Origin of the sequence: Trueperella sp. HMSC08B05, assembly GCF_001808405.1 — a bacterium.
GTDB classification, from domain to species: Bacteria; Actinomycetota; Actinomycetes; order Actinomycetales; family Actinomycetaceae; genus Trueperella; species Trueperella bernardiae.
Map to the genome: position 1 here is coordinate 1 of NZ_KV793260.1, position 20042 is coordinate 20042.

30 protein-coding genes are annotated in these 20042 nt (G+C 62.4%); 25 read left to right on the top strand and 5 right to left on the bottom strand.

Annotated elements, in window-relative coordinates:
- Positions 1-36: 36 nt before the first annotated feature.
- The 5 genes from HMPREF3167_RS06965 to HMPREF3167_RS09670 all read right to left on the bottom strand — a co-directional run bounded on the left by HMPREF3167_RS06965 (position 37) and on the right by HMPREF3167_RS09670 (position 6301).
- Positions 37-1173, bottom strand: coding sequence for a phosphate ABC transporter substrate-binding protein PstS (locus tag HMPREF3167_RS06965; protein ID WP_062613199.1), 1137 nt, complete (start codon positions 1171-1173; stop codon positions 37-39).
- Positions 1174-1293: 120 nt separating this feature from the next.
- Entirely contained in the window at positions 1294-2250 is a 957-nt protein-coding gene (locus HMPREF3167_RS06970) for an NUDIX hydrolase (protein WP_070446210.1), read from the bottom strand.
- Between the two features lie 9 nt (positions 2251-2259).
- Complete coding sequence (locus tag HMPREF3167_RS06975) at positions 2260-4689, bottom strand: RNA degradosome polyphosphate kinase (protein ID WP_210382979.1); 2430 nt, start codon at positions 4687-4689, stop codon at positions 2260-2262.
- Positions 4690-4906: 217 nt separating this feature from the next.
- Positions 4907-5473, bottom strand: coding sequence for a hypothetical protein (locus HMPREF3167_RS06980; RefSeq protein WP_246825749.1), 567 nt, complete (start codon positions 5471-5473; stop codon positions 4907-4909).
- A 459-nt stretch (positions 5474-5932) separates the two neighbouring features.
- Positions 5933-6301 (bottom strand): helix-turn-helix domain-containing protein, encoded by a 369-nt coding sequence (locus tag HMPREF3167_RS09670; RefSeq protein WP_148132415.1) that lies wholly within the window; start codon positions 6299-6301, stop codon positions 5933-5935.
- Positions 6302-6341: 40 nt separating this feature from the next.
- Between HMPREF3167_RS09670 and HMPREF3167_RS10200 the strand changes: the two genes are divergently transcribed.
- The 25 genes from HMPREF3167_RS10200 (at position 6342) to HMPREF3167_RS07085 (ending at position 19874) form a co-directional block, all read left to right on the top strand.
- Positions 6342-6563, top strand: coding sequence for a helix-turn-helix domain-containing protein (locus tag HMPREF3167_RS10200; RefSeq protein ID WP_371440126.1), 222 nt, complete (start codon positions 6342-6344; stop codon positions 6561-6563).
- A 100-nt stretch (positions 6564-6663) separates the two neighbouring features.
- Positions 6664-6885 carry a hypothetical protein gene (locus HMPREF3167_RS09675; protein ID WP_148132416.1) on the top strand — a complete coding sequence of 74 codons (222 nt, stop codon included), beginning with the start codon at positions 6664-6666 and terminating at the stop codon, positions 6883-6885.
- 194 nt (positions 6886-7079) lie between these two features.
- Positions 7080-7235 carry a hypothetical protein gene (locus tag HMPREF3167_RS09865; protein ID WP_168160837.1) on the top strand — a complete coding sequence of 52 codons (156 nt, stop codon included), beginning with the start codon at positions 7080-7082 and terminating at the stop codon, positions 7233-7235.
- 9 nt (positions 7236-7244) lie between these two features.
- Complete coding sequence (locus HMPREF3167_RS10205) at positions 7245-7661, top strand: WhiB family transcriptional regulator (RefSeq protein WP_083281118.1); 417 nt, start codon at positions 7245-7247, stop codon at positions 7659-7661.
- Positions 7658-7939: a hypothetical protein gene (locus tag HMPREF3167_RS06990; RefSeq protein ID WP_070446216.1), complete on the top strand. Its 282-nt coding sequence runs from the start codon at positions 7658-7660 to the stop codon at positions 7937-7939. The genes HMPREF3167_RS10205 and HMPREF3167_RS06990 overlap by 4 nt, the downstream gene beginning before the upstream one ends.
- 236 nt (positions 7940-8175) lie before the next feature.
- Positions 8176-9042 carry a PD-(D/E)XK nuclease-like domain-containing protein gene (locus HMPREF3167_RS06995; protein WP_070446217.1) on the top strand — a complete coding sequence of 289 codons (867 nt, stop codon included), beginning with the start codon at positions 8176-8178 and terminating at the stop codon, positions 9040-9042.
- A gap of 2 nt (positions 9043-9044) precedes the next feature.
- Positions 9045-9716, top strand: coding sequence for a hypothetical protein (locus HMPREF3167_RS07000; protein ID WP_070446218.1), 672 nt, complete (start codon positions 9045-9047; stop codon positions 9714-9716).
- Complete coding sequence (locus HMPREF3167_RS07005) at positions 9713-10144, top strand: hypothetical protein (protein WP_070446220.1); 432 nt, start codon at positions 9713-9715, stop codon at positions 10142-10144. The genes HMPREF3167_RS07000 and HMPREF3167_RS07005 overlap by 4 nt, the downstream gene beginning before the upstream one ends.
- A complete protein-coding gene (locus tag HMPREF3167_RS07010; RefSeq protein ID WP_070446222.1) occupies positions 10131-10457 on the top strand; it encodes a hypothetical protein in 327 nt (108 codons plus the stop codon). Before HMPREF3167_RS07005 ends, HMPREF3167_RS07010 begins: the two co-directional genes overlap by 14 nt.
- On the top strand, positions 10454-10789 hold the full coding sequence (locus HMPREF3167_RS07015) for a DNA cytosine methyltransferase (RefSeq protein ID WP_070446224.1): 336 nt from the start codon (positions 10454-10456) through the stop codon (positions 10787-10789). The genes HMPREF3167_RS07010 and HMPREF3167_RS07015 overlap by 4 nt, the downstream gene beginning before the upstream one ends.
- Before the next feature lies 1 nt (position 10790).
- A complete protein-coding gene (locus HMPREF3167_RS07020; protein WP_070446226.1) occupies positions 10791-11207 on the top strand; it encodes a hypothetical protein in 417 nt (138 codons plus the stop codon).
- Between the two features lie 383 nt (positions 11208-11590).
- Positions 11591-12193 (top strand): hypothetical protein, encoded by a 603-nt coding sequence (locus tag HMPREF3167_RS07025; RefSeq protein WP_070446228.1) that lies wholly within the window; start codon positions 11591-11593, stop codon positions 12191-12193.
- A complete protein-coding gene (locus HMPREF3167_RS07030) occupies positions 12190-12741 on the top strand; it encodes a hypothetical protein (RefSeq protein ID WP_070446230.1) in 552 nt (183 codons plus the stop codon). The genes HMPREF3167_RS07025 and HMPREF3167_RS07030 overlap by 4 nt, the downstream gene beginning before the upstream one ends.
- 14 nt (positions 12742-12755) lie before the next feature.
- Positions 12756-13241, top strand: a complete 486-nt coding sequence (locus tag HMPREF3167_RS07035; RefSeq protein ID WP_070446232.1) for a single-stranded DNA-binding protein — start codon at positions 12756-12758, stop codon at positions 13239-13241.
- Positions 13242-13383: 142 nt separating this feature from the next.
- Positions 13384-13656, top strand: a complete 273-nt coding sequence (locus HMPREF3167_RS07040; RefSeq protein WP_070446234.1) for a hypothetical protein — start codon at positions 13384-13386, stop codon at positions 13654-13656.
- A 125-nt stretch (positions 13657-13781) separates the two neighbouring features.
- Positions 13782-14039, top strand: coding sequence for a hypothetical protein (locus tag HMPREF3167_RS07045; RefSeq protein WP_246825750.1), 258 nt, complete (start codon positions 13782-13784; stop codon positions 14037-14039).
- A 26-nt stretch (positions 14040-14065) separates the two neighbouring features.
- A complete protein-coding gene (locus tag HMPREF3167_RS07050; RefSeq protein ID WP_070446238.1) occupies positions 14066-14305 on the top strand; it encodes a hypothetical protein in 240 nt (79 codons plus the stop codon).
- A 12-nt stretch (positions 14306-14317) separates the two neighbouring features.
- The gene (locus HMPREF3167_RS07055; protein WP_070446240.1) at positions 14318-14632 is read left to right on the top strand and encodes a hypothetical protein; all 315 of its coding nucleotides are present in this window, start codon (positions 14318-14320) and stop codon (positions 14630-14632) included.
- Between the two features lie 408 nt (positions 14633-15040).
- Positions 15041-15574 carry a hypothetical protein gene (locus HMPREF3167_RS07060; RefSeq protein WP_070446242.1) on the top strand — a complete coding sequence of 178 codons (534 nt, stop codon included), beginning with the start codon at positions 15041-15043 and terminating at the stop codon, positions 15572-15574.
- Between the two features lie 221 nt (positions 15575-15795).
- Positions 15796-15951 carry a hypothetical protein gene (locus HMPREF3167_RS09870; protein WP_168160838.1) on the top strand — a complete coding sequence of 52 codons (156 nt, stop codon included), beginning with the start codon at positions 15796-15798 and terminating at the stop codon, positions 15949-15951.
- Positions 15952-15953: 2 nt separating this feature from the next.
- Entirely contained in the window at positions 15954-16364 is a 411-nt protein-coding gene (locus HMPREF3167_RS07065) for a hypothetical protein (RefSeq protein WP_070446243.1), read from the top strand.
- Between the two features lie 530 nt (positions 16365-16894).
- Positions 16895-17641, top strand: coding sequence for a hypothetical protein (locus HMPREF3167_RS07070; RefSeq protein ID WP_070446245.1), 747 nt, complete (start codon positions 16895-16897; stop codon positions 17639-17641).
- A 173-nt stretch (positions 17642-17814) separates the two neighbouring features.
- A complete protein-coding gene (locus HMPREF3167_RS07075) occupies positions 17815-18135 on the top strand; it encodes a helix-turn-helix domain-containing protein (protein ID WP_070446247.1) in 321 nt (106 codons plus the stop codon).
- 122 nt (positions 18136-18257) lie between these two features.
- Positions 18258-18815, top strand: a complete 558-nt coding sequence (locus HMPREF3167_RS07080; protein WP_070446249.1) for a hypothetical protein — start codon at positions 18258-18260, stop codon at positions 18813-18815.
- Positions 18816-18842: 27 nt separating this feature from the next.
- Positions 18843-19874, top strand: coding sequence for a hypothetical protein (locus tag HMPREF3167_RS07085; RefSeq protein WP_070446251.1), 1032 nt, complete (start codon positions 18843-18845; stop codon positions 19872-19874).
- The last annotated feature ends 168 nt before the right edge of the window (positions 19875-20042 follow it).

Consider the following 20042-nt stretch of genomic DNA (forward strand, 5'->3'; position numbering starts at 1 on the left):
CCAGCCCCCGAGGGGCTGGCCCACGCTGGTCAACTCTTAGTTAGTCTTGATCTGGTCGACCGCGGCCATGACCTGCTCGCGCAGGGCGTCCGAGATCGGGGCGTTACCGCCGTTAGCCTTCGCCGCGACGTCCTGACCTTCCTTCGAGGCCATGTAGGTGAAGTACTCCTTGACGATGTTCGCGGTGTCCGCGTTGTCGTACTGGGTGCAGGCCACCAGGTAGGAGACCAGGACCACCGGGTAGGCGCCCGCGACCGTGCCGTCACGCTTGAGGTCAACCGTCAGGATGCGGTCGGTGGCGTTAGAAGCCGGGGCCGAATTGTCAACGATGGCGGCAGCGGCCTCGGGCGAGTAGGCGAGGAACTCACCAGCAACCTCGACGGCGACGGTCCCAAGATCACCGATCTGGGAGGCGTCGGCGTAGGTGATGGCGCCCGGGGTGGAGCTGACCAGGTTGACCACACCGGAGGTCTTCTCAGCGGACTGGGTGCCGGTGATCGGCCAGGTGTCCTCGGGCTTGAAGTCCCACTCACCGGAGGACTCCACGAGGTACTGCTGGAAGTTCTTCGACGTGCCGGAATCATCAGCGCGGTTGACCGGGATGATCGGCATGTCGGGCAGCTCGACGCCCTCGTTGAGGGAGGCGATCGCCGGGTCGTTCCACTTGGTGATCTCCTGCTTGAAGATCTTGGCGATCACGTCGGCCGACATGTTGACCGAGTCGATGCCATCAAGGTTGAAGGCGATGGCGATCGGGGAGATGTAGAGCGGCACCTCGATCGGGCTCTCGCCGCCGCAACGCTCGGTGGCAGCGGTGAGCTCTTCTTCCTTGAGGGCCGAGTCGGTGCCGGCGTAGTCAACCTTGCCAGCGATGAACTGCTCGCGGCCGGTGCCGGAACCGGTGGCGTCGTAGTTCACGATCGCGCCGGTGTTGGCGGTGAAGTTGTCGCGCCACGCCTGCTGGGCGTTTACCTGCGACGAGGCACCAGAACCGTTGATGGTGCCGGAAAGCGAGCCAGAGCCGGTCTTATCGGCGCTCGTGGAGTCGGAAGCGCTGGGGGAATCTGTCGCCCCGTTGGTCTCCGAATCGCTGCCGCCGTTCGAGCAGGCGGCGAGAACGAGCGAAAGCGAAAGGGCAAGGCCGGCGGCTGCGCGGTGACGTGCAATCTTCACAGTATTCCATCCTTTGATGTAGAACTTGAGGGAGAACTCCCTTAAGTTCAACGCTAAGAGGGACACCTTTCTGCACAGCACACGTCCGGTTAACGCGAGGTGAACTGGCTGTCAAGTATTTCACATCGCTGGGCGGATCTTTTCAAAGGCGATGACGACGGCCTTGTCCTTCTTCTTCGCAACGTGCACCACCATGATTTCCCCGGTCTTCAGCCACGGGTCCTTCCCCGGCAGCTGGCGGCGAAGGTGGTGCGGGGTCACGCCCTTGAGCACGTCCAGCACGGTGGGCAGCGTGGGCCGGTGCACGCACACCGCGGTAGCCCTTCCCTTGCCCAGCACCTGGCTCAGCACGGCGGCCATCTTCTTCGGTTTCTTCACGTGCGCGGCCTCGGTCAGCGCCTCGCGGGTCTCGAGCTCCAGACCGGTGGCCTTCGCGTACGGGGCCACGGTGTCCAGGCACCGCTTCCACGGCGACGTCACCACCCTGTCCACCCCGTACACCGACAGCAGGGGCACCAACCTCTTGGCTCTCACCACCCCGGTAGTCGTCAGCGGCCGGGTCTGCTCCGGACCGTTGTAAACCGAGCGCTTGGTCGCCCGCGCATGACGCGTGACGAGCACCGGCGTCGCGCAAAGCACGCCCGCCTCCTCCAGATCCATCAGGCGCTGAAGCATCTTGCGGTCGCCCTTGTGGGTGAGCATCTTGTGGGCGTCCTTGACGGTGACCCACCGCGCGTCGTCGATCTCCTTCTTCGACGCCGGCTGCACCTTCCCCCGCGCCGCGAGCGCCGGATGCCCCTTATCCGCCACGGTGGCCGCCCAGTAGCGCACCTCCTTGCTCTTCCCGCTACTGACCGTGTAGTGCTGCCAGCCGAGCGGGACGCCGAGCACGACGTCGTGGCCCGTCTCCTCCTTCATCTCACGGATGCAACACTCATGCAACGTCTCCTCGCCCTTGACCTTGCCCTTCGGCAACGACCAATCCTTCCACGTGGGACGGTGGACAATGAGCACTTCAAGCGTGCGGGAACGCCGGCGCCACACAACGGCGCCGGCGGCCCGAATATCAACCGACACGCGCGGCCCCTAGCGACGATCCGCCACGGTGGCGCGGGCGCGCGCCATCAACTCCTCCTGGGTGTCGGCCAGCAGGTTGCCCTCGGCATCCCGGATAGTGTGCACCCAGCCGTCGGCCGTCATACGCCAGGAGCGCACGTCGTCCGACGTCGCCCGGCGCACCATCTCGATGAGGAACTCCTTCTGGTCCGGCTCCACGATCTTGATGAGCGCCTCGATGCGGCGGTCGAGGTTGCGGTGCATGAGGTCCGCCGAACCGATCCAAACCTCCGGGTCGTCGTCGTTGCAGAAAGCGTAGACGCGCGAGTGCTCCAGGTAGCGGCCCAAGATCGAACGGACGTTGATGTTCTCCGACATGCCCGGGATCCCCGCGCGAAGGCAACAAATCCCGCGCACCTGGATGTCGATCGGTACGCCGGCCTGCGAGGCGCGGTAAAGGGCGTCGATCACGCGCTCGTCCACCAGCGAGTTCGCCTTGAAACGGATCCACGCGTTGCGGCCCGCCTGCTTGTTCGCGATCTCGCGCTCGATGCGCTCGATCAGGCCCGAGCGGATGCCCGTGGGCGCCACCAGCAAGCGGTGGAACTTCACCTTCGGCGCGTAACCCGAGAGCTGGTTGAACAGGCGGGTGGCGTCCTGGCCTACATCGCGGTCGCACGTAAACAGGCCCAGGTCCTCATACCCGCGGGCGGTCTTCGGGTTGTAGTTACCCGTGCCCACGTGCACATAGCGGCGCAGCCCGTCCGACTCCTGGCGCACGACGAGCGACAGCTTGCAGTGCGTCTTCAGGCCCACGATTCCGTAGACCACGTGCACGCCCGCCTGCTCCAGCTTGCGCGCCCACTCGATGTTGTTCTCCTCGTCGAAGCGGGCCTTGATCTCCACGACCGCCAGCACCTGCTTGCCCGAGTTCGCCGCCCGGATGAGGGCATCGACGATCGGGGAATCGCCCGACGTACGGTAGAGGGTCTGTTTGATCGCCAACACCTTCGGATCGTCCGCCGCCTGGCGGATGAAGTGCTGGACCGACGTCGAGAACGACTCGTACGGGTGATGGACCAAGATCTCGCGGCGGCGGATCGCGGCGAAGATGTCGGCGGCACGGGAGGATTCGACGTCGGAAATCCCACGGGCCGTGACGGGCACGAACTTCTTGAACTTCAGCTGCGGGCGGTCCAAGTCATGGATGACGTTGAGACCCGTGAGGTCCAGCGGGGCCGGCAAGTGCAGCACGTTCTCCTCGCGCACGCCCAGCTCGCGGGTGAGCATCTGGAGAACGCGCTTCGAGATGTCGTTTTCCACCTCCAGGCGCACGGCCGGGCCGAAGCGGCGGCGCAGGAGCTCCTTCTCCAGGGCCTTGAGGAGGTTCTCGGCGTCGTCCTCCTCCACCTCCAGGTCCTCGTTACGGGTGACGCGGAACGTGGAGTACTCCACGATCTCCATGCCCGGGAACAGCGCATCCAGGTGGACGCCGATCACTTCTTCCAGCGGGATGTAGGAGGTCTTGCCCTGCTCGTCCGCCGGAACGTCCTCCGGGCGGTACGGGCGGCCCTCCGAATCCACCGCGATGAAACGCGGCAGCAACTGCGGGACCTTGACGCGGGCGAAGAGCTCCTTGTCATTCTTCGGGTTGCGCACCAACACCGCGAGGTTCAGCGACAGGCCCGAAATGTACGGGAACGGGTGCGCCGGGTCCACCGCCAGCGGGGTGAGCACCGGGAAGATCTGCTTGCGGAAGAACTTCGACAGGCGATCCTTCTCCGTCTCACCCAGGTCCGACCAGTGCTGGATCACGATGCCGACCTCCGCCAGCTTCGGCTGGACGTCCTCCGCGAACACGCGGGCGTGGCGCTCCTGCAGCTCCTTCGTGCGGACCGTGATGCCTTCCAACACCTGGCGCGGGGTCAGGCCCGACGCCTTCGTGACCGCCATGCCCGTGGCAATACGGCGCATGAGGCCGGCCACGCGGACCATATAGAACTCATCCAGGTTCGAGGCGAAGATCGCCAGGAACCACGCGCGCTCGAGCACCGGCAGTGTCTGATCCTCCGCCTGCTCCAGCACGCGCTCATTGAACGCGAGCCAGGACAGCTCGCGGTCAAGGAAGCGGCCCTCGGGGAGCATGCCCAGCGCTGAGTTGGAAGGATCGCCGGGCTCGCCGTCGGGCTGGTTGTGGCGCGCCTCCTCGGCAGCCTCGGTCTCGCGCACCAAGCGCTCGGCCTCCTCCACCAACGCGGCCGTGGACACCGACGCGCCCAGGCGCATCTCCTGAACGCGGGCGCGCAAGTTCGCCATTTCCTGGGAGGTCAGCTCGCTCACGTCCTCATCCTCGTCGAGGAATTCTTGGATGGCGGGCTCGGGAACGTCGTCAAAATCAAGGTGGTCACTCGGGGTGGATTCCACGAGAGCGGAATCGTCAGCAAGGTGTTCGTCGCTCATATCCGAATCGTCTCAGATCTCATGTGGGAGTATCAATACCCCCGCGCAGAGCAAGCCGCGCGAGGCAGGGTGGGCCCGCGAATGCAGGTTAGCTCCGCGGATGGGGTTGGCCCCGTGGGGGGGCAGATTGGGCCGAGCGGGCGCCGGCCGGCCCGCTGGTGCGGGCGTCGTCGTGAAGTGGACGGACGGCGTCGTTGGACTGGCGGAGGCCGGCGGGCTAGTCGAGGCCGCCGCGGAGGAGGCGCTCGCCGGCAAGGCGGAAGTCGTCGGCGGTGCGAAGCATCGCGGTGTCGCGGCGGGTGACTTCGGTGGCCATCGGGTGGTCGTCCGAGGAGATCCACGTGGGCTGCACGCGGCCGAGGAAGTCCGTGAGGCGGGCGGATGCGCGCAGAACGCCGGCGAAGTCGCCGGTGAAGCTACCCTTGAACACCTCGTCCCACAGGGCGCGGACCTCACGTGGCGCCGCCACCTGTTCAGCCTTCTCGGGCTCATCATCCGCGAGCGCGAGACGAGCCGCGGCGAAGCGCTCCTCCGCCTCCTGCGGATACCGGCGAATCCACTCAGACAGCAAGAACCCACGCCAGAGCACACCCGGCAACGACTCCTCTGGCGAACTCACCCACGACTCCGCAATCGTATCCACCCCCTCGTCCGTAATGAGGGCAAGCACGCGTTCGCGCACCTCCGGATCCTCCTCATGGGTGCGCCCCAACGGCACAATCGCCTGCGCCGACGTATGGGCGAGCTCGGAGGTCGCGGCCGTGTCCGCGCCACCTTCAATCATTTCGACTTGCTCAGGCTTCAACTGGGCCGGCCTGCGTGGTGTTGACATGACTACCTCCTAGCGTTGTGCTCCCATTGTCTCGCAGATCAGGGGCGATGTGGGCAGATAGAGGAAAGTCGCCGCAGGGCGCGGCGGGAGTTTGTCGTCACCAAAAGGGATTTCTCGTCACTCAAATCGTTGATTCTGGTGACGAACAAATTCGTTTGGTGACGAGAAACCTGTAGGAGCTAGTGGTAGGCCCCGTGGGACTCGAATTTTGGCGGCGGGGTTTTGTGGGTTGGCGTGTTTTCGGGGTTTTCGTTGGCGTGGCAGGGTTTTGTGCGTGTTGTGTCGCGCCTGGTTGCGTGCAGTTTATGCACGTATGGGACGGTTCGCGTGTCAATTGACACAGCGGTTTAGGTGTCGTCGGGGAGTTTTTTTGGGGGGGGGGGGAGACAAGAGTGCCCGTCTTGCGTGCTACTATGCGTGGCGCGGCGTGCCCCGTTCGGCCTGTCCCACGAGCGTAGAGATGCTTAACCCGAGCACGCCCGCTATTGCTGCGAGTTCTCCGAGCGACGCTGGTGGCGTGTCGCCGCGCAGGATTGTTGAAACACGGTTTTGCGATAGTCCCACGTGTTCGGCAATAAGCGTATGAGTGAGGCCAGATTGTGCCACGGCGCCAGCCAAGGCTATGCGGATGGCGTCGTCGATTGGCTCTAGTGCTTTCTTTTTTCGTGCCATAAGAGCACTATAAACCCGATTCGGATAAACAGCAACCAAAATCGGTTTGACAATAACCGAAATAGGTTCTATGGTTGTCGGCATGGAGACAAACCGAAATAGGTTCACTACCTTTGATAAAGAAGTGTCAGGCCAAGTTCGCGCTGAAATGGCATATACGAACACTACGCAACGCCAAGTTGCACAGCAAATTGGTATGCATGAGACCGTGCTGGGCCGCAAGTGCCGTGGAGTGGTTCCTTTCACAGCAGGAGAACTAAGCCGCGTAGCCAGTGCGCTGGGCACGACGGCAGAGGACATTCTGGCACTGGCTGAACGCCGAGTCGCCCGCGCGGGCCATGCCGAGCGGGCTGAGGATCATGCCGCGTAAGGGCCAGCACACCCTACCCGCTGACTGTGGGGATGGCGTCGCCCGTGCCAGTGGCCGATTCCAAATCGGATTCCCTATCGAGGACAACAGTGTATCGGACTTGGACCTGGCGATTGAGGCAATGGCCGAGATCCGTGACCTCACCCGCGAGGTGGCCATTGTTTTCGATTGGCGGGATGACTGGTTCACCCGCGCGAAACACCGCGTCCTGGCCGATGTGCCGTTCCTTTCCCCGTGGCTTGGCCCGTGGCTGGAGCGGGCATGGTTCGAGCACACACCTAACGACACTTCACCATACACATTCGACAACCCTACCGAGTAGAAAGAAACACGAAAATGAGCACTAGCACCAAAGTAAAGAGGCGGACACGTCCAGGGTTCGCGCACCCTTACCCTGGCCCTGAGTACAGGGCTTACACATATGCGTTCATGGTGAAGAACGGCATCGTGAAGCGCACGGCAACGTCGCACTCGAAGGTGGTGGCATGAATGAAGGCCACAACACTTATCGGGGCGTTGGCCACTGCCGTTTGGGGCGTGGCTACTGTCCGCACGCACTTAGAGCTGCACGAGCTGGGCTACACCTTGCTGTGTGCGGGCGTGACCGCCATGTTCTTAGCGGCCACCTTGCATAGCGGCAAGGCCCGCCACCCTCACGTGGGCAGGCGGTGACGGGTAGCCGTGGACCAGTCCCCCGCTTGCGCCGAACTGGACAAGGCAGAAGCTGACGCCCTTTTCTTCCCCCGGCCCGGCGCGCAGAACGCCGTGCGAGAAGCGAAAGAGATATGCGCACGGTGCCCGGTCAAGGCTGAGTGCTTGGCGATAGCCAGACGCGCCGAGGATGGCAGAGCAACCATGAGCCGGTACGGGATCTACGGGGGCCTGACCGCAGCAGAGCGCGCCCACCTTACCCGTAAACCAAAGCGCAGGGCAATGGGTAAAAAGTGTGCCCGGTGCGGGGCGGAGTTGCGTGGCGCGCACGTCCCGGCGTCGAGCGCGCCGGGCACGAAACGATACGCCGGGCACGGACTATGCGCCGGTTGCTACACGTACCACCGACGCCACAACACATTGAACGAACAAACGAAGGAAACATGATGGAAAGTAAATATTTTGACGTTGACCCACTCGAAGACATCGAATTTCACCTCACAGAGATACTCGGCTTCATTGAAACCTTTGAAGAACAAGACCTTTCCGAGGGTGACGATGAGCTGACAGTGGATGACTTCCGCACGAATGTGGTCTGGGCACTGGACCTTATCTGTGAGGCGTGCGAGAAGTTCGGCGCGGAGGTGCTCAACACGGCGTTGACACGGGCCGAGATGGACGAAACGGACGCTGAACGAGCGTGGGAAAACGCGGTGGGGAAATGATTACCAGTGAGGAACTTGGCACCCGACTAGGGGTTAGCGCCTCATGGGTTAGGCGCAACGTGTCCCTATTCCCATCAGCGGTGAAAGTGGGCCGGGCGTGGCGTTTCTCCCCTACCGCCGCCGAGGACTACATCGACCAGCAACGGGCCGTAGCGGCCGGGATCAGTATTGAGCCCCGCACAAGACGGGCACAAACACGACACGAAAAGGAAACACGAGAGTGAAGGGGATGGGCAATGAGTTTTCACGGTGCCGGCATTTACTATGGCGTGCCGGAGCTTGATTACCACCGTGGGGTGTTTGGCCCCGATGGCGGGTCCTTATCCTCAACGGAAGCGAAGCGCCTACTTGAGACACCCGCCACGTACATATGGTTTAAGAACAACCCACAACCGCCGTCTAAGGCGTTCGACCTTGGCCATATCGTTCACAGTCTTGTGCTGGGCGTTGGCTTGGAGGTTGTGGCCTACCCGGAGCGTGTTCTTGGTAAGGGTGGGGCGGCGACCACGAAAGCGGCGCGGGAGTTCGCGGCTGAGGCACGCGAAAATGGGCAAATTCCCATCAAGGAACAAGACCTTGAAGTGCCCATCGCTATGGCGGATGCTGTCCTTGCTCACCCTATCGCGCGCGCGCTATTTGAAGCGGGCGACCCGGAGGTGTCCATTTACGCCCAAAACGCGGGGGTGTGGATGCGGGGGCGGGTGGACTGGGTACACGCACCCACCAACAACACGGGCGACGCGGTGCTAGTCGATCTGAAAACTAGTGCAACAACACCAACCCTGGACAACTTTTCGCGTATATCTGCCACTTACCACTACGGGCTACAGAGGGAATGGTACCGCCATATATGGCAAGCGAACACGGGCGATGTTGCGCCCCGTTTCCTTCACGTTGTGGTGGCTAAGACGCCACCGTATCTCGTTGCCGTTGTGGAGTTGGATGCCGAGTTTGAGCGGATCGGCAAGACACAGATGGAGCGCGCGCTCACCACGTGGCGGGCGTGTAACGACAGTGGCGAGTGGCCTGGAATTCCAGCAGAAACAGGGCTAGTTGGCCCACCCGCCTGGTATGCAAACACGGAACTTGACGAGGAGGAATAATAATGAGCGGACTTGAACCAAGGTATGACATTTCAGCGACGACGCTAGCAAAATCTGACCAGCTGAACGCGGACGATCTTATCGGCGGCCCTATCACAGCGCGCGTCGTAGATGCCTACGTAGTGGGTGGGGAGCAGCCAGTACAGATTCATCTGACGGGTTGGGATGGACGCCCCTACAAGCCGTCGAAGTCCATGCGTAAAGTCTTGGAATTCGCGTGGGGGCGGGACATGAGCGCCTACCCTGGCCGGTGGATAACGCTCTACCGTGACGCCACGGTGAAATATGGGGGGCAAGAGGTTGGCGGGATCAAGATCAGCCACCTTTCCCACATTGACGCGCCTATCAAGCTGTCCTTGACAGCGACGCGCGGGAAGAAGGCACCGCACACGGTATCGCCGCTGACACCACCAGCGACCGCACCAGAACACGTCGAGGACACCGCTACACGCGACGAGGACTCGCGCGTGCAGATCAAAGAGATCGTGTGCCGTGCCGAAGGGTGGACCGAGACGCAGTGGGAGGAATACGTGTATTGGTTCGCCGGGCGACGCGGTGCAACAACGAAGGATATGCGCCGCCTGGGCGGCGAACTGTGGGCGGAGTTTACCGGCCACCTCCTCCAACGGCCCGCCGTGGCCGCCGCCCTCAAAGAGAAGGAGAGCCAGGGATGATGAGCTACACGCACCGCTTGGCGTGGGGAGAGCGGATCGGTGCCGAGCACGCTGAACATGCCCTGAACAGTCTCGCTTACGTTCTTGGCGCTGTTGAAGGTTATGAGCAGGCCGGGCGGGAACTGTCGCAAGAGGCCCGGTGGGCGCGACGCGTTTCTTTTGGTGCTCTTGGTGCTCTCATGATGGCGCACAAAGGGCCAGACATGAAGTCTTTTTTGTGGCGGCCTGAGTACGGGCGGCGCATATGGACGAGGCGGGCGGCCTACAACACGGGCGTGCGGGGGGCGTTCGCGCTCATTGAAGAAGTGTTGGCGTCGCGCGTGTGCGGTTGTGTCGAGTGTGAGGCGAAGGTGGCGGCGGCACGCTTTGAGGCTGATGACATGGCCCGCGCCGAACAAGAGGAGGGGGACGGTCATGGCGCTGCCTAACCACCTTCCCGCGAGGTCCACTGACCCGGTGTCGTCGTGGATGGCTGCGGAGCATGAGCCGGATAAGCGCCGGGCGCGTTCCCGGTACTGGGTACGGCGCGCGCTCACCGAAGCGTACCCGGAGGGTGCGACCGACCACGAGGTCAGGCAGTGGGCGCACGAAAACGGGTGCCCGTACCCGGTCAGGTCTAACCGGCTGGCGACCGAGCGCGGTGTCATGCGTGACGAGCGCCTAATTGAGGCCGTTGACGGGGTGCGACGCCCGACCGATACGGGGCACCTTGCCCAAGTGTGGAAGTGGGTAGGGGCGTGAAACTGGGGAGCATTTTCAGCGGGTACGGGGGCCTAGACATGGGCGTAGAGGCCGTGTTCAACACGCGCGCCGTGTGGACGTGCGACGCGGGGGCCGGCCCCGCCCGTGTGCTTGCTTACCGTTACCCGCACGCCCCGAACCTTGGCGACATCACCGCCGTGGACTGGGCGAGTGTGGAGCCGGTTGACGTGATCGCGGGCGGCTCACCCTGCCAAGACCTTTCCCTTGCCGGGGCTACACCACGGCTAGGGATGGCGCCGGGGACACGGAGCGGCCTATGGGGAGCCATGTGTGACGCGATAGAGACGATCAGGCCGCGAGTGGCGGTGTGAGATGAAGATTTCGAGCTGGTGGGCTGACCGCGACCAGACGTTAGTGCGTGTGATCGCGCGCAACAAGAAACAGGTGACGTACACGGCGCTACTGCCCCGCAGGGACATTGTTCCGTTCGGGACCGCCGCCCGGTCACGCGGGCACTACTCCCACACCAACGTGCGAGTAGTCGGCGGGACGGTGCACATCGACGGGTGCCAATTGTCAGCGAACAACACTCGCATTTTGTTGGTGCAGCTGGCCAAGCTGTTGCGCAAGACGGGGCACATGTCGCGTGCGGAGGTGGACACCTACCAGGAGTTTGCTACAACAAGCGTGCTTGACCCGCCCCCGAAGCTAGACGCGGAGACGGCGGAAGAGGTCGCCAAATGGAGAGCAAGGAACAAGGTTTTTAGTCACATGGAAGGAGACGTATAGCCATGGCGTGGTTCAAGGTTGATGACCGTCTTTGGTCGCATCCAAAGTGGATGATGCTACCCATTGAGGCTAAGGCGTTGTGGGTATCGGCTGGGTCTTATTGCGCGATGCATGAGACCGATGGGGAAATATCTTGCCAAACTCTTGCCATAGTTCTGCCAAACTCTCGCCAAACTCGTGCCGCAAATGCGCTTGTGGAAGCGGGACTTTGGGAGCGAACAAAGGACGGTTATAAGTTCCATAACTGGAACGAATATCAGCCCACACGAGCCGACATTGTAGCGAAACGAGAGCGCGAAAAGGAGAGAAAACGGCGCTACCGCAAGGGTTCTAAGGGGCGTTATACTACGGCAGGGGGAACAGGGTCGGAAGATGTCCCCGAATTGTCCCGGCGGGACACCCTTGGGACAGACGCCGGGACTACCGGCGGGACTACCGGCGGGAGTCCGTCCAGCCCGACCCGACCCGACCCGACCATATATATACCCCCTATAGTCCCCCTGCCGGGGGACGGTGTTCCCGAACCCGCAACCGGGGCCGCTCTCGCCGTCGTCCACGACACCACCACCGACAGCAACGACGGGGAGGACTACCCCACGTGGGAAAAACTCCCCACCCGAGGTAAGAGCCGCCACTACCCCGCTGACTTCCTCGAATGGCACCAGGCATACCCCCACGAACGGGAAGCCCACGATAAGAAAGCCCAATACCGGGCATGGCGGGCCGCCACCCGCCGCGACACGGTTGCCAACATCCTCGACGGCACGCGCCGCTACGCGGCTGACCCGAACCGTGTCCCGACCTACACACCAGCGGCGGCCAGGTGGCTACGCAAAGACGGTTGGCGCGAAAGCGCCCTCCCCTCACGCACCACCACGCCCTACACCAGGTCGCAACAAGCCGCTGCCGCTGACTTCGCCCGACTCCAACAAGCCAAACAAGACCAACACAACCAGGACACGCTCCAGATCGGAGGAACCCCGTGAGCATCCTTGACCGGGAACTCGCCCGCGCCGCTAACGCCGGTGTCGCACCAAGCAAGCCTTGTGACGCCGCCGGCATGGCACTGATTTTGACGAACCTTGACCTCGCTAACCGCGTGAACTACAAGCCCGGCATGGCTGAACTTTGGGCTGACTCGATGGCCTTGTGGTGCGTCAAGCGCCACAGGGAGCCGTTCACGTACACCGAGCTGGCCGCCGCAGTGCTGGACATGACCACCACCACAGGGAGCGGTTTCGCTCAGCCCGCCGAGCTGTGGAACGCGGTGGGCGCGTTCCAAGCGTCCCTTGTCCGGGAAGCTCTCGCAGGGCGTCGGGAAGTGCCACTACCGGAGATTGTCGAAGGGTGGACCGGGGGTCGGGCCTTGGCCTACCAGGCGGCATGGCGCCGGGCCGTGCTCCAAGGGGCGGCGACCGATAGTGAGCGTGAGGCGAGGGCGTTAGCGGCTTGTCAGCTCACGCCAGCCCCTGACTCGCCGCGTATCAGCAAGCCGCTCACGAAGATTTCACACATGGCCGTGAAGGCCGTCTAACCGAAAGGGAAAACATGTCAAACAAGATCACGATTACGGGCAACATTGGGCGTGACCCGGAGCTGAAGTACACCGGCCAGAACGGGCTTGCGGTATGCACGATCAGCGTTGGTGCCACGCCGCGCCGTAAGAACCAGTCCGGCGAGTGGGAGGATCGGGGTGCCGCGCAGTGGTACCGGCTGACCGCGTTCGAGGACGAGGCCGAGGCGTGGGCGGAAGCGTTCAACAAGGGCGACAAGGTGACTGCGACGGGGACGCTTGTCGTGGATGAGTTCACTCGCAAGGACGGGACGGCCGGGTACGCCTTGGGGGTGGTGGGGGCAACCGTTGGGCGGGTGCCGGTCGCTCCACGCCCCCAAAATCGGCCCCAGGGTGCCGCCTACGTGGCCGGGGAGGGCGGCCAGGTGCCCCAGCATGGTCAGGCCAGTTTCGGGGCGCCACAGGGCGGCACAGCGAATGATCCGTGGGCGACAGCGCAGGGCGCCACCCCACCGTTCTAAATCGGACAAGTTGGACATGGGGTGTTTTCGCTGACGCTGACACAGCACCCACGGCCTAAACACCCCATGACCAACCTACCCCACCACCCCACGCATAAAGCATCACCACCAGCAACAACATACCGTCCGCGAAAGGCAGAAAATGGAAACCGCGACAAGCGACATCATGGGCGCCGCTCACGCGGCCCACGCGCGCGCCAATCGGCTCAAAGAAACCGCCAACAACATCAAGGCCCTCGCCTTCGACAGTGCCGTCGCATCCAGCGACCAGCTCGACGCCCTGCGCGACGCGCTCGGAAAGCACACGCTCGCAGCACACCACCAAGTAACCCAACTCTCAACCGCTGTGGTTGACCTGCTCGCCACTCTCGAAGCCCACACCGAGGGCGCTGACACCGAAGGGAGCGTGCTATAATGGCGGGCCGGAATAGGGCCAGCGCGAAAAAAGCCGGGGCCAGTTTTGAACGCCTCATTGCCGATTACCTCGCAACCCACGTCGATGACCGCATCGACCGACAAGTCAGGTTGGGCACCAAAGACGTGGGCGACATTGCCGGGCTACGACTATGGGGCAAACCCGTCGTCATCGAGTGCAAGAACGTCAACGGGCTCAACCTGCCACGGTGGGCGCGCGAAGCAGAGATAGAGCGCGGCAACGCGGACGCCCTCGCCGGGGTCATCGCCCACAAACGCCACGGCGTCGCAGTCCCCGGTCGCCAATGGGTGACCATGACTCTCGACAACTTCATCGCGCTCATCACTGGCACCCGCGATCACATCACCGCCGACGACGAATAACCACCACTAACTGAAAGGCCACCAAAGTGACCAATGAAAACGTTTACGAAAGCTTCGCGATCTCGACTGCTGAGGCTGAGCATGACATCACCATACTCAAGAACTATGTTGCCCGGTACGCCAACGCCCCGGACAATGACACGGCCACCGTCCAGGACAAGATCCGCGTCCTGGAATCCCTCGCGGGCGGCGTCACGTTCGACGCCGAACAAATCCGGCTCGACATTGCCCGCCTGGCCCGCGCCCTCCAGGGCCAAAACCAATAGAAAGGAACTGCCATGTCACACCTAGAAACGATTGGAGCTACTGCAAGGGCCGCCGGCAAGGCTCTCGACGCGCTAAAACCGGCCATCGACTTGCTTAGCAACCAGATCCGCCTCACCCGCCGGGTGATCGACGCCGCCACGGAAGAAGGGGCCACTTTCGAGGACACTCTTTACGGCCTGTTTGGTCTCAGCGTCGCGGGAGTAGCAGTGTCTCTGAAACGCGACGCCCACATTTTGAAATGCGCCACGGAATCCTTCACGGCGAGCATCGACGCCCTGGCCAGCATTATTGAGGGTGCCGAGAATGAGGGCAACGAGGACGAATGACCGTCATCGCGTTGCCGTGCGCCTACTGTGGGCAACCGATCTACCTTACGGACACCGCGTCGGTCTGGAGGTCGGATGGGAAACCCCACCGCGTGTATCACGCTGACTGCTACAAGGAAGGGAACCGCCCATGACCACTACCACGTGTCGCACGTGCCGGGGTGCCGGCATTGTGCGCAACCCGAAAACACTCAAGTGGGTAACCTGCCCCGACTGCAAAGGAAAGCACCAATCACAACACGTGACACAAATCACGCCTAATGGTGTCATGTTTTCCCGCCCGTCAAGGCCGTATAGGTGAGGGGCGCGTTAGCCCGCGCCCCTCACAGCGGGGAACTAAACACTTCCCGCCACATCGGCAGTAGATCAAAGAGACAACCACGTCTCCCCCACTCGAAAGGAATACTCATGATTAGCCTGCAAGACCAGCTCGACGAAGCTGAAAACGTGCGCCGAATGATGCTCGGCGTCCTCCTTTTCGGAGAAGAACTCATCAAGCACCTACGCTCTCAAGACGATTACAACCCGAAGAACTATCCCGAGCTGCCCGACCTGATGGACAACCTCGACATCTTGCACGAGCGGCTACGCGGCATCTCGCTTGCGATCGGGAAGATCAAGGACCGGATCGAAACCGAAGCGGAACCCGACGGCGACCAGGCCCCCGTCAGCGCGGCAGAAGATTTTGGCCCCGATGAGGTGAACCCATCACCGGCTGAGGCGGTGCGACTGCCGGATGAGAAGGCCAAGAAGCTCCTGCGCCACATCTATCTGCACTTCCCTGAACCTGCCCTTACCGGCGGGCAGATCATCAACCGCATCATGGACAACCACGCCACAGACACCGGGGTATATATCAGCGAGGAGGACGACAACGGGGACGAAGAACTCATCCCCGTGACCATCGTCGACATTCACGACGGCAAGATCGTGCTCGCCTAACCAACACGCGCACGGGGGTGGCTAACCGTCACCCCCGTGCACACCTAGCAACGAAAGGACCAGCTCATGCGGTGCCGGAAATTACGCTACCCCGACCAGGTAAGCGCCCTACTCGCCCTCGCCGTCCTCCAACGCCAAGACAAGGCCGGGCACGACGAGTGCCGCGCCTACCCGTGCCCGCACTGCCACCGATGGCACCTAACCTCCCAAGAGAAACGCTCATGAAAATAAACATCAACATCCGTATCGACACCGACACGGGCCAAGTCACCGTGGAGGACAGCCCGCAAGGGGCGGAGGCCCTAATCGAGCACGCCAACCACGACGCCACACCAAGACAACTCGGCTTCACCGCCGACCCACCACGAGAGGACTAGGAATGACCAGCAACGAACACCAGTGGCCGCGCACCTTGTTTTTCCTCGGCCGATGGATACCCAACGAGGGCGAACCCGGGGACACGAGGCTGTACTGGCGGGACAAGGACGGGTGCGTGTACGACAATTTCAACAACATTGACGACGCCGGAACCTACTACCCCCATGAGGGATACTTCGAGGGCATAGTCGACCTCCACCTTCACGGCGAGTATCTCAGCCTTAAGGACAAAATCGACCGCCGCACGGAGGAGGTCCGCGCCCTCCAAAAGGCCGGCCAGCGCCGCAACCAGAAAATCAAGCAGCTCAAGGCCGAACTCACCCGGAGCACAGAGTACCGGCACCGTGCGTACAAGCGCGGCTACGAGCGCGCGCCCAAGTCTACAAGGTGCGCGGGAAAGGTATGTGGGTAGCGGAGGTTCACTACAGGGCTAGAGGTTGCGCGTGGATGGAGTGTCCAACCCGTGAAGAAGCGCTCAATTGGGCAGCCCGTCTCATGAGAAACCTCCACGAAAGGAACTACCCTTACTAGCCACCACACCCCTACATGTAGTGTCCAGCTATCACACTGGGCACTACATGTAGGGGTATAATCGGGTACAACACCACAGGAAGGACAACGCCGCATGGTCAAAAGTAACTGGGGAACACGCACCCGACGCCACGACGAACTCCCCCCAAACTGGGGTCACATCCGCTCCCAAATCCTCACCCGTGACCACCACACCTGTATACAATGTGGCCACCCTGGCAACCAAGTTGACCACATCAACGGGCCCCGCAACCATGCCCCTGACAACCTCCGCACCCTATGTGCCAAGTGCCACAACCGCATAACCGGACGCCAAGGTGGAACCGCCTACCGTAAAGGGCACCGAAAACCGGCCCTCCCACGCCGTGCCCCCGAACAGCACCCCGCCCTCAAACAGAATTGGTAAACCGCATGGTCACGAAGTATGCATACCGGGAGGACGTGAACACTGCGCTGGCCACTATCGCCCGCCTCACAGGCCAATGGCCCAACCCTGACGACCTGCTCTACAACCGCAACGGGCTACCCGTCGCCGTCACCGAAACACGCAACACGGACACACTCCCCCACGGTCTCGACCGGGTATGGGACACCGACGCCGTTACCAAAACCAGGGACGGCGCGGCCCAAAAACTCCACCAGGTGCGCAACACGTGGGCGCGCCAACTTGGCCAACCCACCCCGCCTGCCGACTACAACCAGGACACTAAGTGGTTACAAGAAAACCACCATAGGGCCATTCATGCTCTACCCGACACCATGTATATCGCCACCGCCCGCTCCCTTATCAAGCTGGCCGATGACACGATCAAGCAGTGCGCGCACGGGGCCGAACACACTCATTACCCGTGCCCCGACTGTAATGGTACGCTCACCCGCCCCTACACCAGTGATGGGCTCATGGACATGTACGTGTGCTCGGAGTGCGCGGCCACGTGGACTATGGGCCAGTACGTGCACCACGCCCAAGCCCGGCTACGACTTGGCGACGTGCCGCATGAGGCTTACACGGCGAAGGATGCTGCCGCTCATTTTGGTGTCACGTTGACGGCTATCACGGCTCGTATCCGGCGTCACCATATTGTGCCCGTCACGGGGAAGGGTAGGAACGCGACCTACTGGCTGGATGAACTGTATGCGGCAGGGCGGCAGACTTAGGTCGCGGTGAGCGGGCACAAAAAAAGGGGGGCGCCCTGTGTGTGGGTGCCCCTACTCCCGCTTTCGCGGGAAATGCCGTTACCGGCGTCCGTAAATGGAACTACCCCCGCCTGCGCGGGGAATTGATATTCACGTGCCACTCACTCTAGCCTGAGAAAAGGAGAGGAGTCAATATGGATCGGATGACTGGGGCGGAATTGGTGATCTGGAGGCACGCCTACGGGTGGCAGCAGGGCGACCTGGCCAGAGAGCTGGGTGTGGACGTGAAAACGGTGCGCCGGTGGGAGCGTGGGGCTTTCACGATCCCGGCGGGCGTTGTCAGCCGCCTGGAGGGACTGGCTGACGATTTTCTGGCCCGAGTGGAAGCACTGGCGGGTGAGGGTGTGTATGTGGTCGATGTGCCGCCGACGCTGGAGCAGATCGCGCTAGGGCGGGAGCTTATGCGGCGCGGGGTACGAGTGGTAGGGCAAGGTGAGACCACACCAAACCCGTAAGTGGTGTAGATCACACATTTTTGATTGCCCTCCACCTTGACACTGCCCGGTCAGCGGACGTACTATATGGGTATCGGCAAGGGGAAAGCCCCAGCCACAAGGTCAGAAAGGACCACCAGAAAATGGCAACCGTCACCTTCACTCAGAACGCAGACCACACCTACATCTCCAGCCCCTTCGATCGCGGCTTCATCTCCGCCATCAAGAACATCGGTGGCCGGTGGGATGCCGCCGGTAAGACATGGTACGTAGCCAACCAGGACGCCGACAAGGCCCGCGAACTCACAATGCAATTCTTCGGCTCCGACGGCACCGACCAGGCCGAAAACGACACAGTCACGGCCCTCCTAGAGGCCGCCAACTACCACAATCACCAGGAGATCGTCATCAGTGGCCGCCAGGTCGCCATCCGCTGGGAGCGAGACGGCCAGGTCAAGCTCGGCAACGACGTCGTGCTGCGCTCCGGTAGCTTCGCCCCCCGTGGCGGGTCACGCGCCTACCCCTGCATCGGTGACAACGACGCGATTCTTGAGATCCGTGGCCTGCTCCGTACGGTCGCCGAGGCCAACGGCCTGACCATTGTCGACGAGGTCACCGCCCGCAAGGAAGCCCTCCAGGCCCGCAAGGACGCCCTCCTCGCCGAGATTGACAAGATCGACGCCGAACTCGCCACCCTCTAACCCCTCACATTTTTTGAAAGCGTGATAATGATGCATACCACCCTTGGAACTTGGGCCACGCTTTTCGGCTTCAACATTGACGACCTCAGCCTTGATCCCTACGGTGAACTTAACCTGACCAGCGGCCAGCGTCAGGGCATGAACCGTGACGCGCGCGACGCTTACATGGACTTCGTCGAGAACCTGCTCCAAGCCGCTTACCCCGGCGCGGGAATCATCATCGACCGGGCCGGCGGAGACATCCTCGCCAGCACTGACGCTGATATTGATATTTTCAGCCCGGAGTGGGAGGAACTGGCCTACGAGGTGAAAATCGGGCCTGACCTCGACGACCTGCTCGACGAGTACACTGCGCTGGCCGACGCGAACGAGGACGCCGACGAGGACGAGGAGGCCGAGGGTGAGGAGCCGTGGGAAAAGATCGCGCCCACCATACAGCGCCAATACGCCAGCCTCCTCCCCGACCACGCTTACATCTATCTGGCCTCACTCCACCCCGAGGACGCCCTCCACAAGAGCGGAGAGATTAGTGACCGGCTCAACTCTCAAGACGTGCGCTTGGCATTCATTGCCAAGACCGGGTATGGCCTTTTCCTGCGTGCCCTGACAGACACGCGGGCAGCCGAGGATGAGAAGACAGAGCGGAAGGCGTTAGCGGCGGTGTTCCTGGAAGCACACGCTCAAGCCGCCGAAAAAAATGCTGCCGACCGGGAGGATATCCATACCGGGCGGGTTATGACTGGCACGGTTTTCCGGGGCCTTGCCCACGGACTAGGCTACTCGGACGAGCGGCTAGCCGAGGCGCTTGGGGTGCGGAATGCGCGCACGATCCGGCATTGGAAGGCGGGGAAGCGCCCGATCCCCGCCGGGGTGGCCGAGGAAATGTGGGCCATCTGGGATGACTTTCTCGATGCGGCTCATGAGGCGATTGGTGAATGTGACTCGCCGTTCGTGCCGGTCAATGGTGAATCTCCCGCGAGTTTGGTGGCGGCTGTCGCTATCCTGCACAGGCGGGTAGCGGAGTCCCCGGCCCGGCCACGCCAACCCTGGACCGAATAGAAAAAGTGGCCCCGCAACTCCGTTAGAGAGCTGCGGGGCCACTTAGCATGACAACTCGGTTTAGATGTCTACCACCACGGTGTCGCCCTCGGGTGGGGCGGTTGCGGTGGTGATGCCAACCGCGTCCAGGACGGCAGAGCGGTCGGCGTCGTTAGGACGATCTCCCAC

Bases quoted from the DNA above. Each gene is read 5' to 3' on its own strand.
- HMPREF3167_RS07020 (WP_070446226.1), top strand. From the start codon at position 10,791: ATGAAGATTTCGAGCTGGTGGGCTGACCGCGACCAGACGTTAGTGCGT.
- HMPREF3167_RS06990 (WP_070446216.1), top strand. From the start codon at position 7,658: ATGATGGAAAGTAAATATTTTGACGTTGACCCACTCGAAGACATCGAA.
- HMPREF3167_RS07005 (WP_070446220.1), top strand. From the start codon at position 9,713: ATGATGAGCTACACGCACCGCTTGGCGTGGGGAGAGCGGATCGGTGCC.
- HMPREF3167_RS10200 (WP_371440126.1), top strand. From the start codon at position 6,342: ATGGCATATACGAACACTACGCAACGCCAAGTTGCACAGCAAATTGGT.
- HMPREF3167_RS07000 (WP_070446218.1), top strand. From the start codon at position 9,045: ATGAGCGGACTTGAACCAAGGTATGACATTTCAGCGACGACGCTAGCA.
- HMPREF3167_RS06975 (WP_210382979.1), bottom strand. From the start codon at position 4,689: ATGAGCGACGAACACCTTGCTGACGATTCCGCTCTCGTGGAATCCACC.
- HMPREF3167_RS09870 (WP_168160838.1), top strand. From the start codon at position 15,796: ATGAAAATAAACATCAACATCCGTATCGACACCGACACGGGCCAAGTC.
- HMPREF3167_RS07075 (WP_070446247.1), top strand. From the start codon at position 17,815: ATGGATCGGATGACTGGGGCGGAATTGGTGATCTGGAGGCACGCCTAC.
- HMPREF3167_RS07065 (WP_070446243.1), top strand. From the start codon at position 15,954: ATGACCAGCAACGAACACCAGTGGCCGCGCACCTTGTTTTTCCTCGGC.
- HMPREF3167_RS07040 (WP_070446234.1), top strand. From the start codon at position 13,384: ATGGAAACCGCGACAAGCGACATCATGGGCGCCGCTCACGCGGCCCAC.
- HMPREF3167_RS07085 (WP_070446251.1), top strand. From the start codon at position 18,843: ATGATGCATACCACCCTTGGAACTTGGGCCACGCTTTTCGGCTTCAAC.
- HMPREF3167_RS06980 (WP_246825749.1), bottom strand. From the start codon at position 5,473: ATGATTGAAGGTGGCGCGGACACGGCCGCGACCTCCGAGCTCGCCCAT.
- HMPREF3167_RS06995 (WP_070446217.1), top strand. From the start codon at position 8,176: ATGAGTTTTCACGGTGCCGGCATTTACTATGGCGTGCCGGAGCTTGAT.
- HMPREF3167_RS07035 (WP_070446232.1), top strand. From the start codon at position 12,756: ATGTCAAACAAGATCACGATTACGGGCAACATTGGGCGTGACCCGGAG.
- HMPREF3167_RS07060 (WP_070446242.1), top strand. From the start codon at position 15,041: ATGATTAGCCTGCAAGACCAGCTCGACGAAGCTGAAAACGTGCGCCGA.
- HMPREF3167_RS07055 (WP_070446240.1), top strand. From the start codon at position 14,318: ATGTCACACCTAGAAACGATTGGAGCTACTGCAAGGGCCGCCGGCAAG.
- HMPREF3167_RS07010 (WP_070446222.1), top strand. From the start codon at position 10,131: ATGGCGCTGCCTAACCACCTTCCCGCGAGGTCCACTGACCCGGTGTCG.
- HMPREF3167_RS07080 (WP_070446249.1), top strand. From the start codon at position 18,258: ATGGCAACCGTCACCTTCACTCAGAACGCAGACCACACCTACATCTCC.
- HMPREF3167_RS07070 (WP_070446245.1), top strand. From the start codon at position 16,895: ATGGTCACGAAGTATGCATACCGGGAGGACGTGAACACTGCGCTGGCC.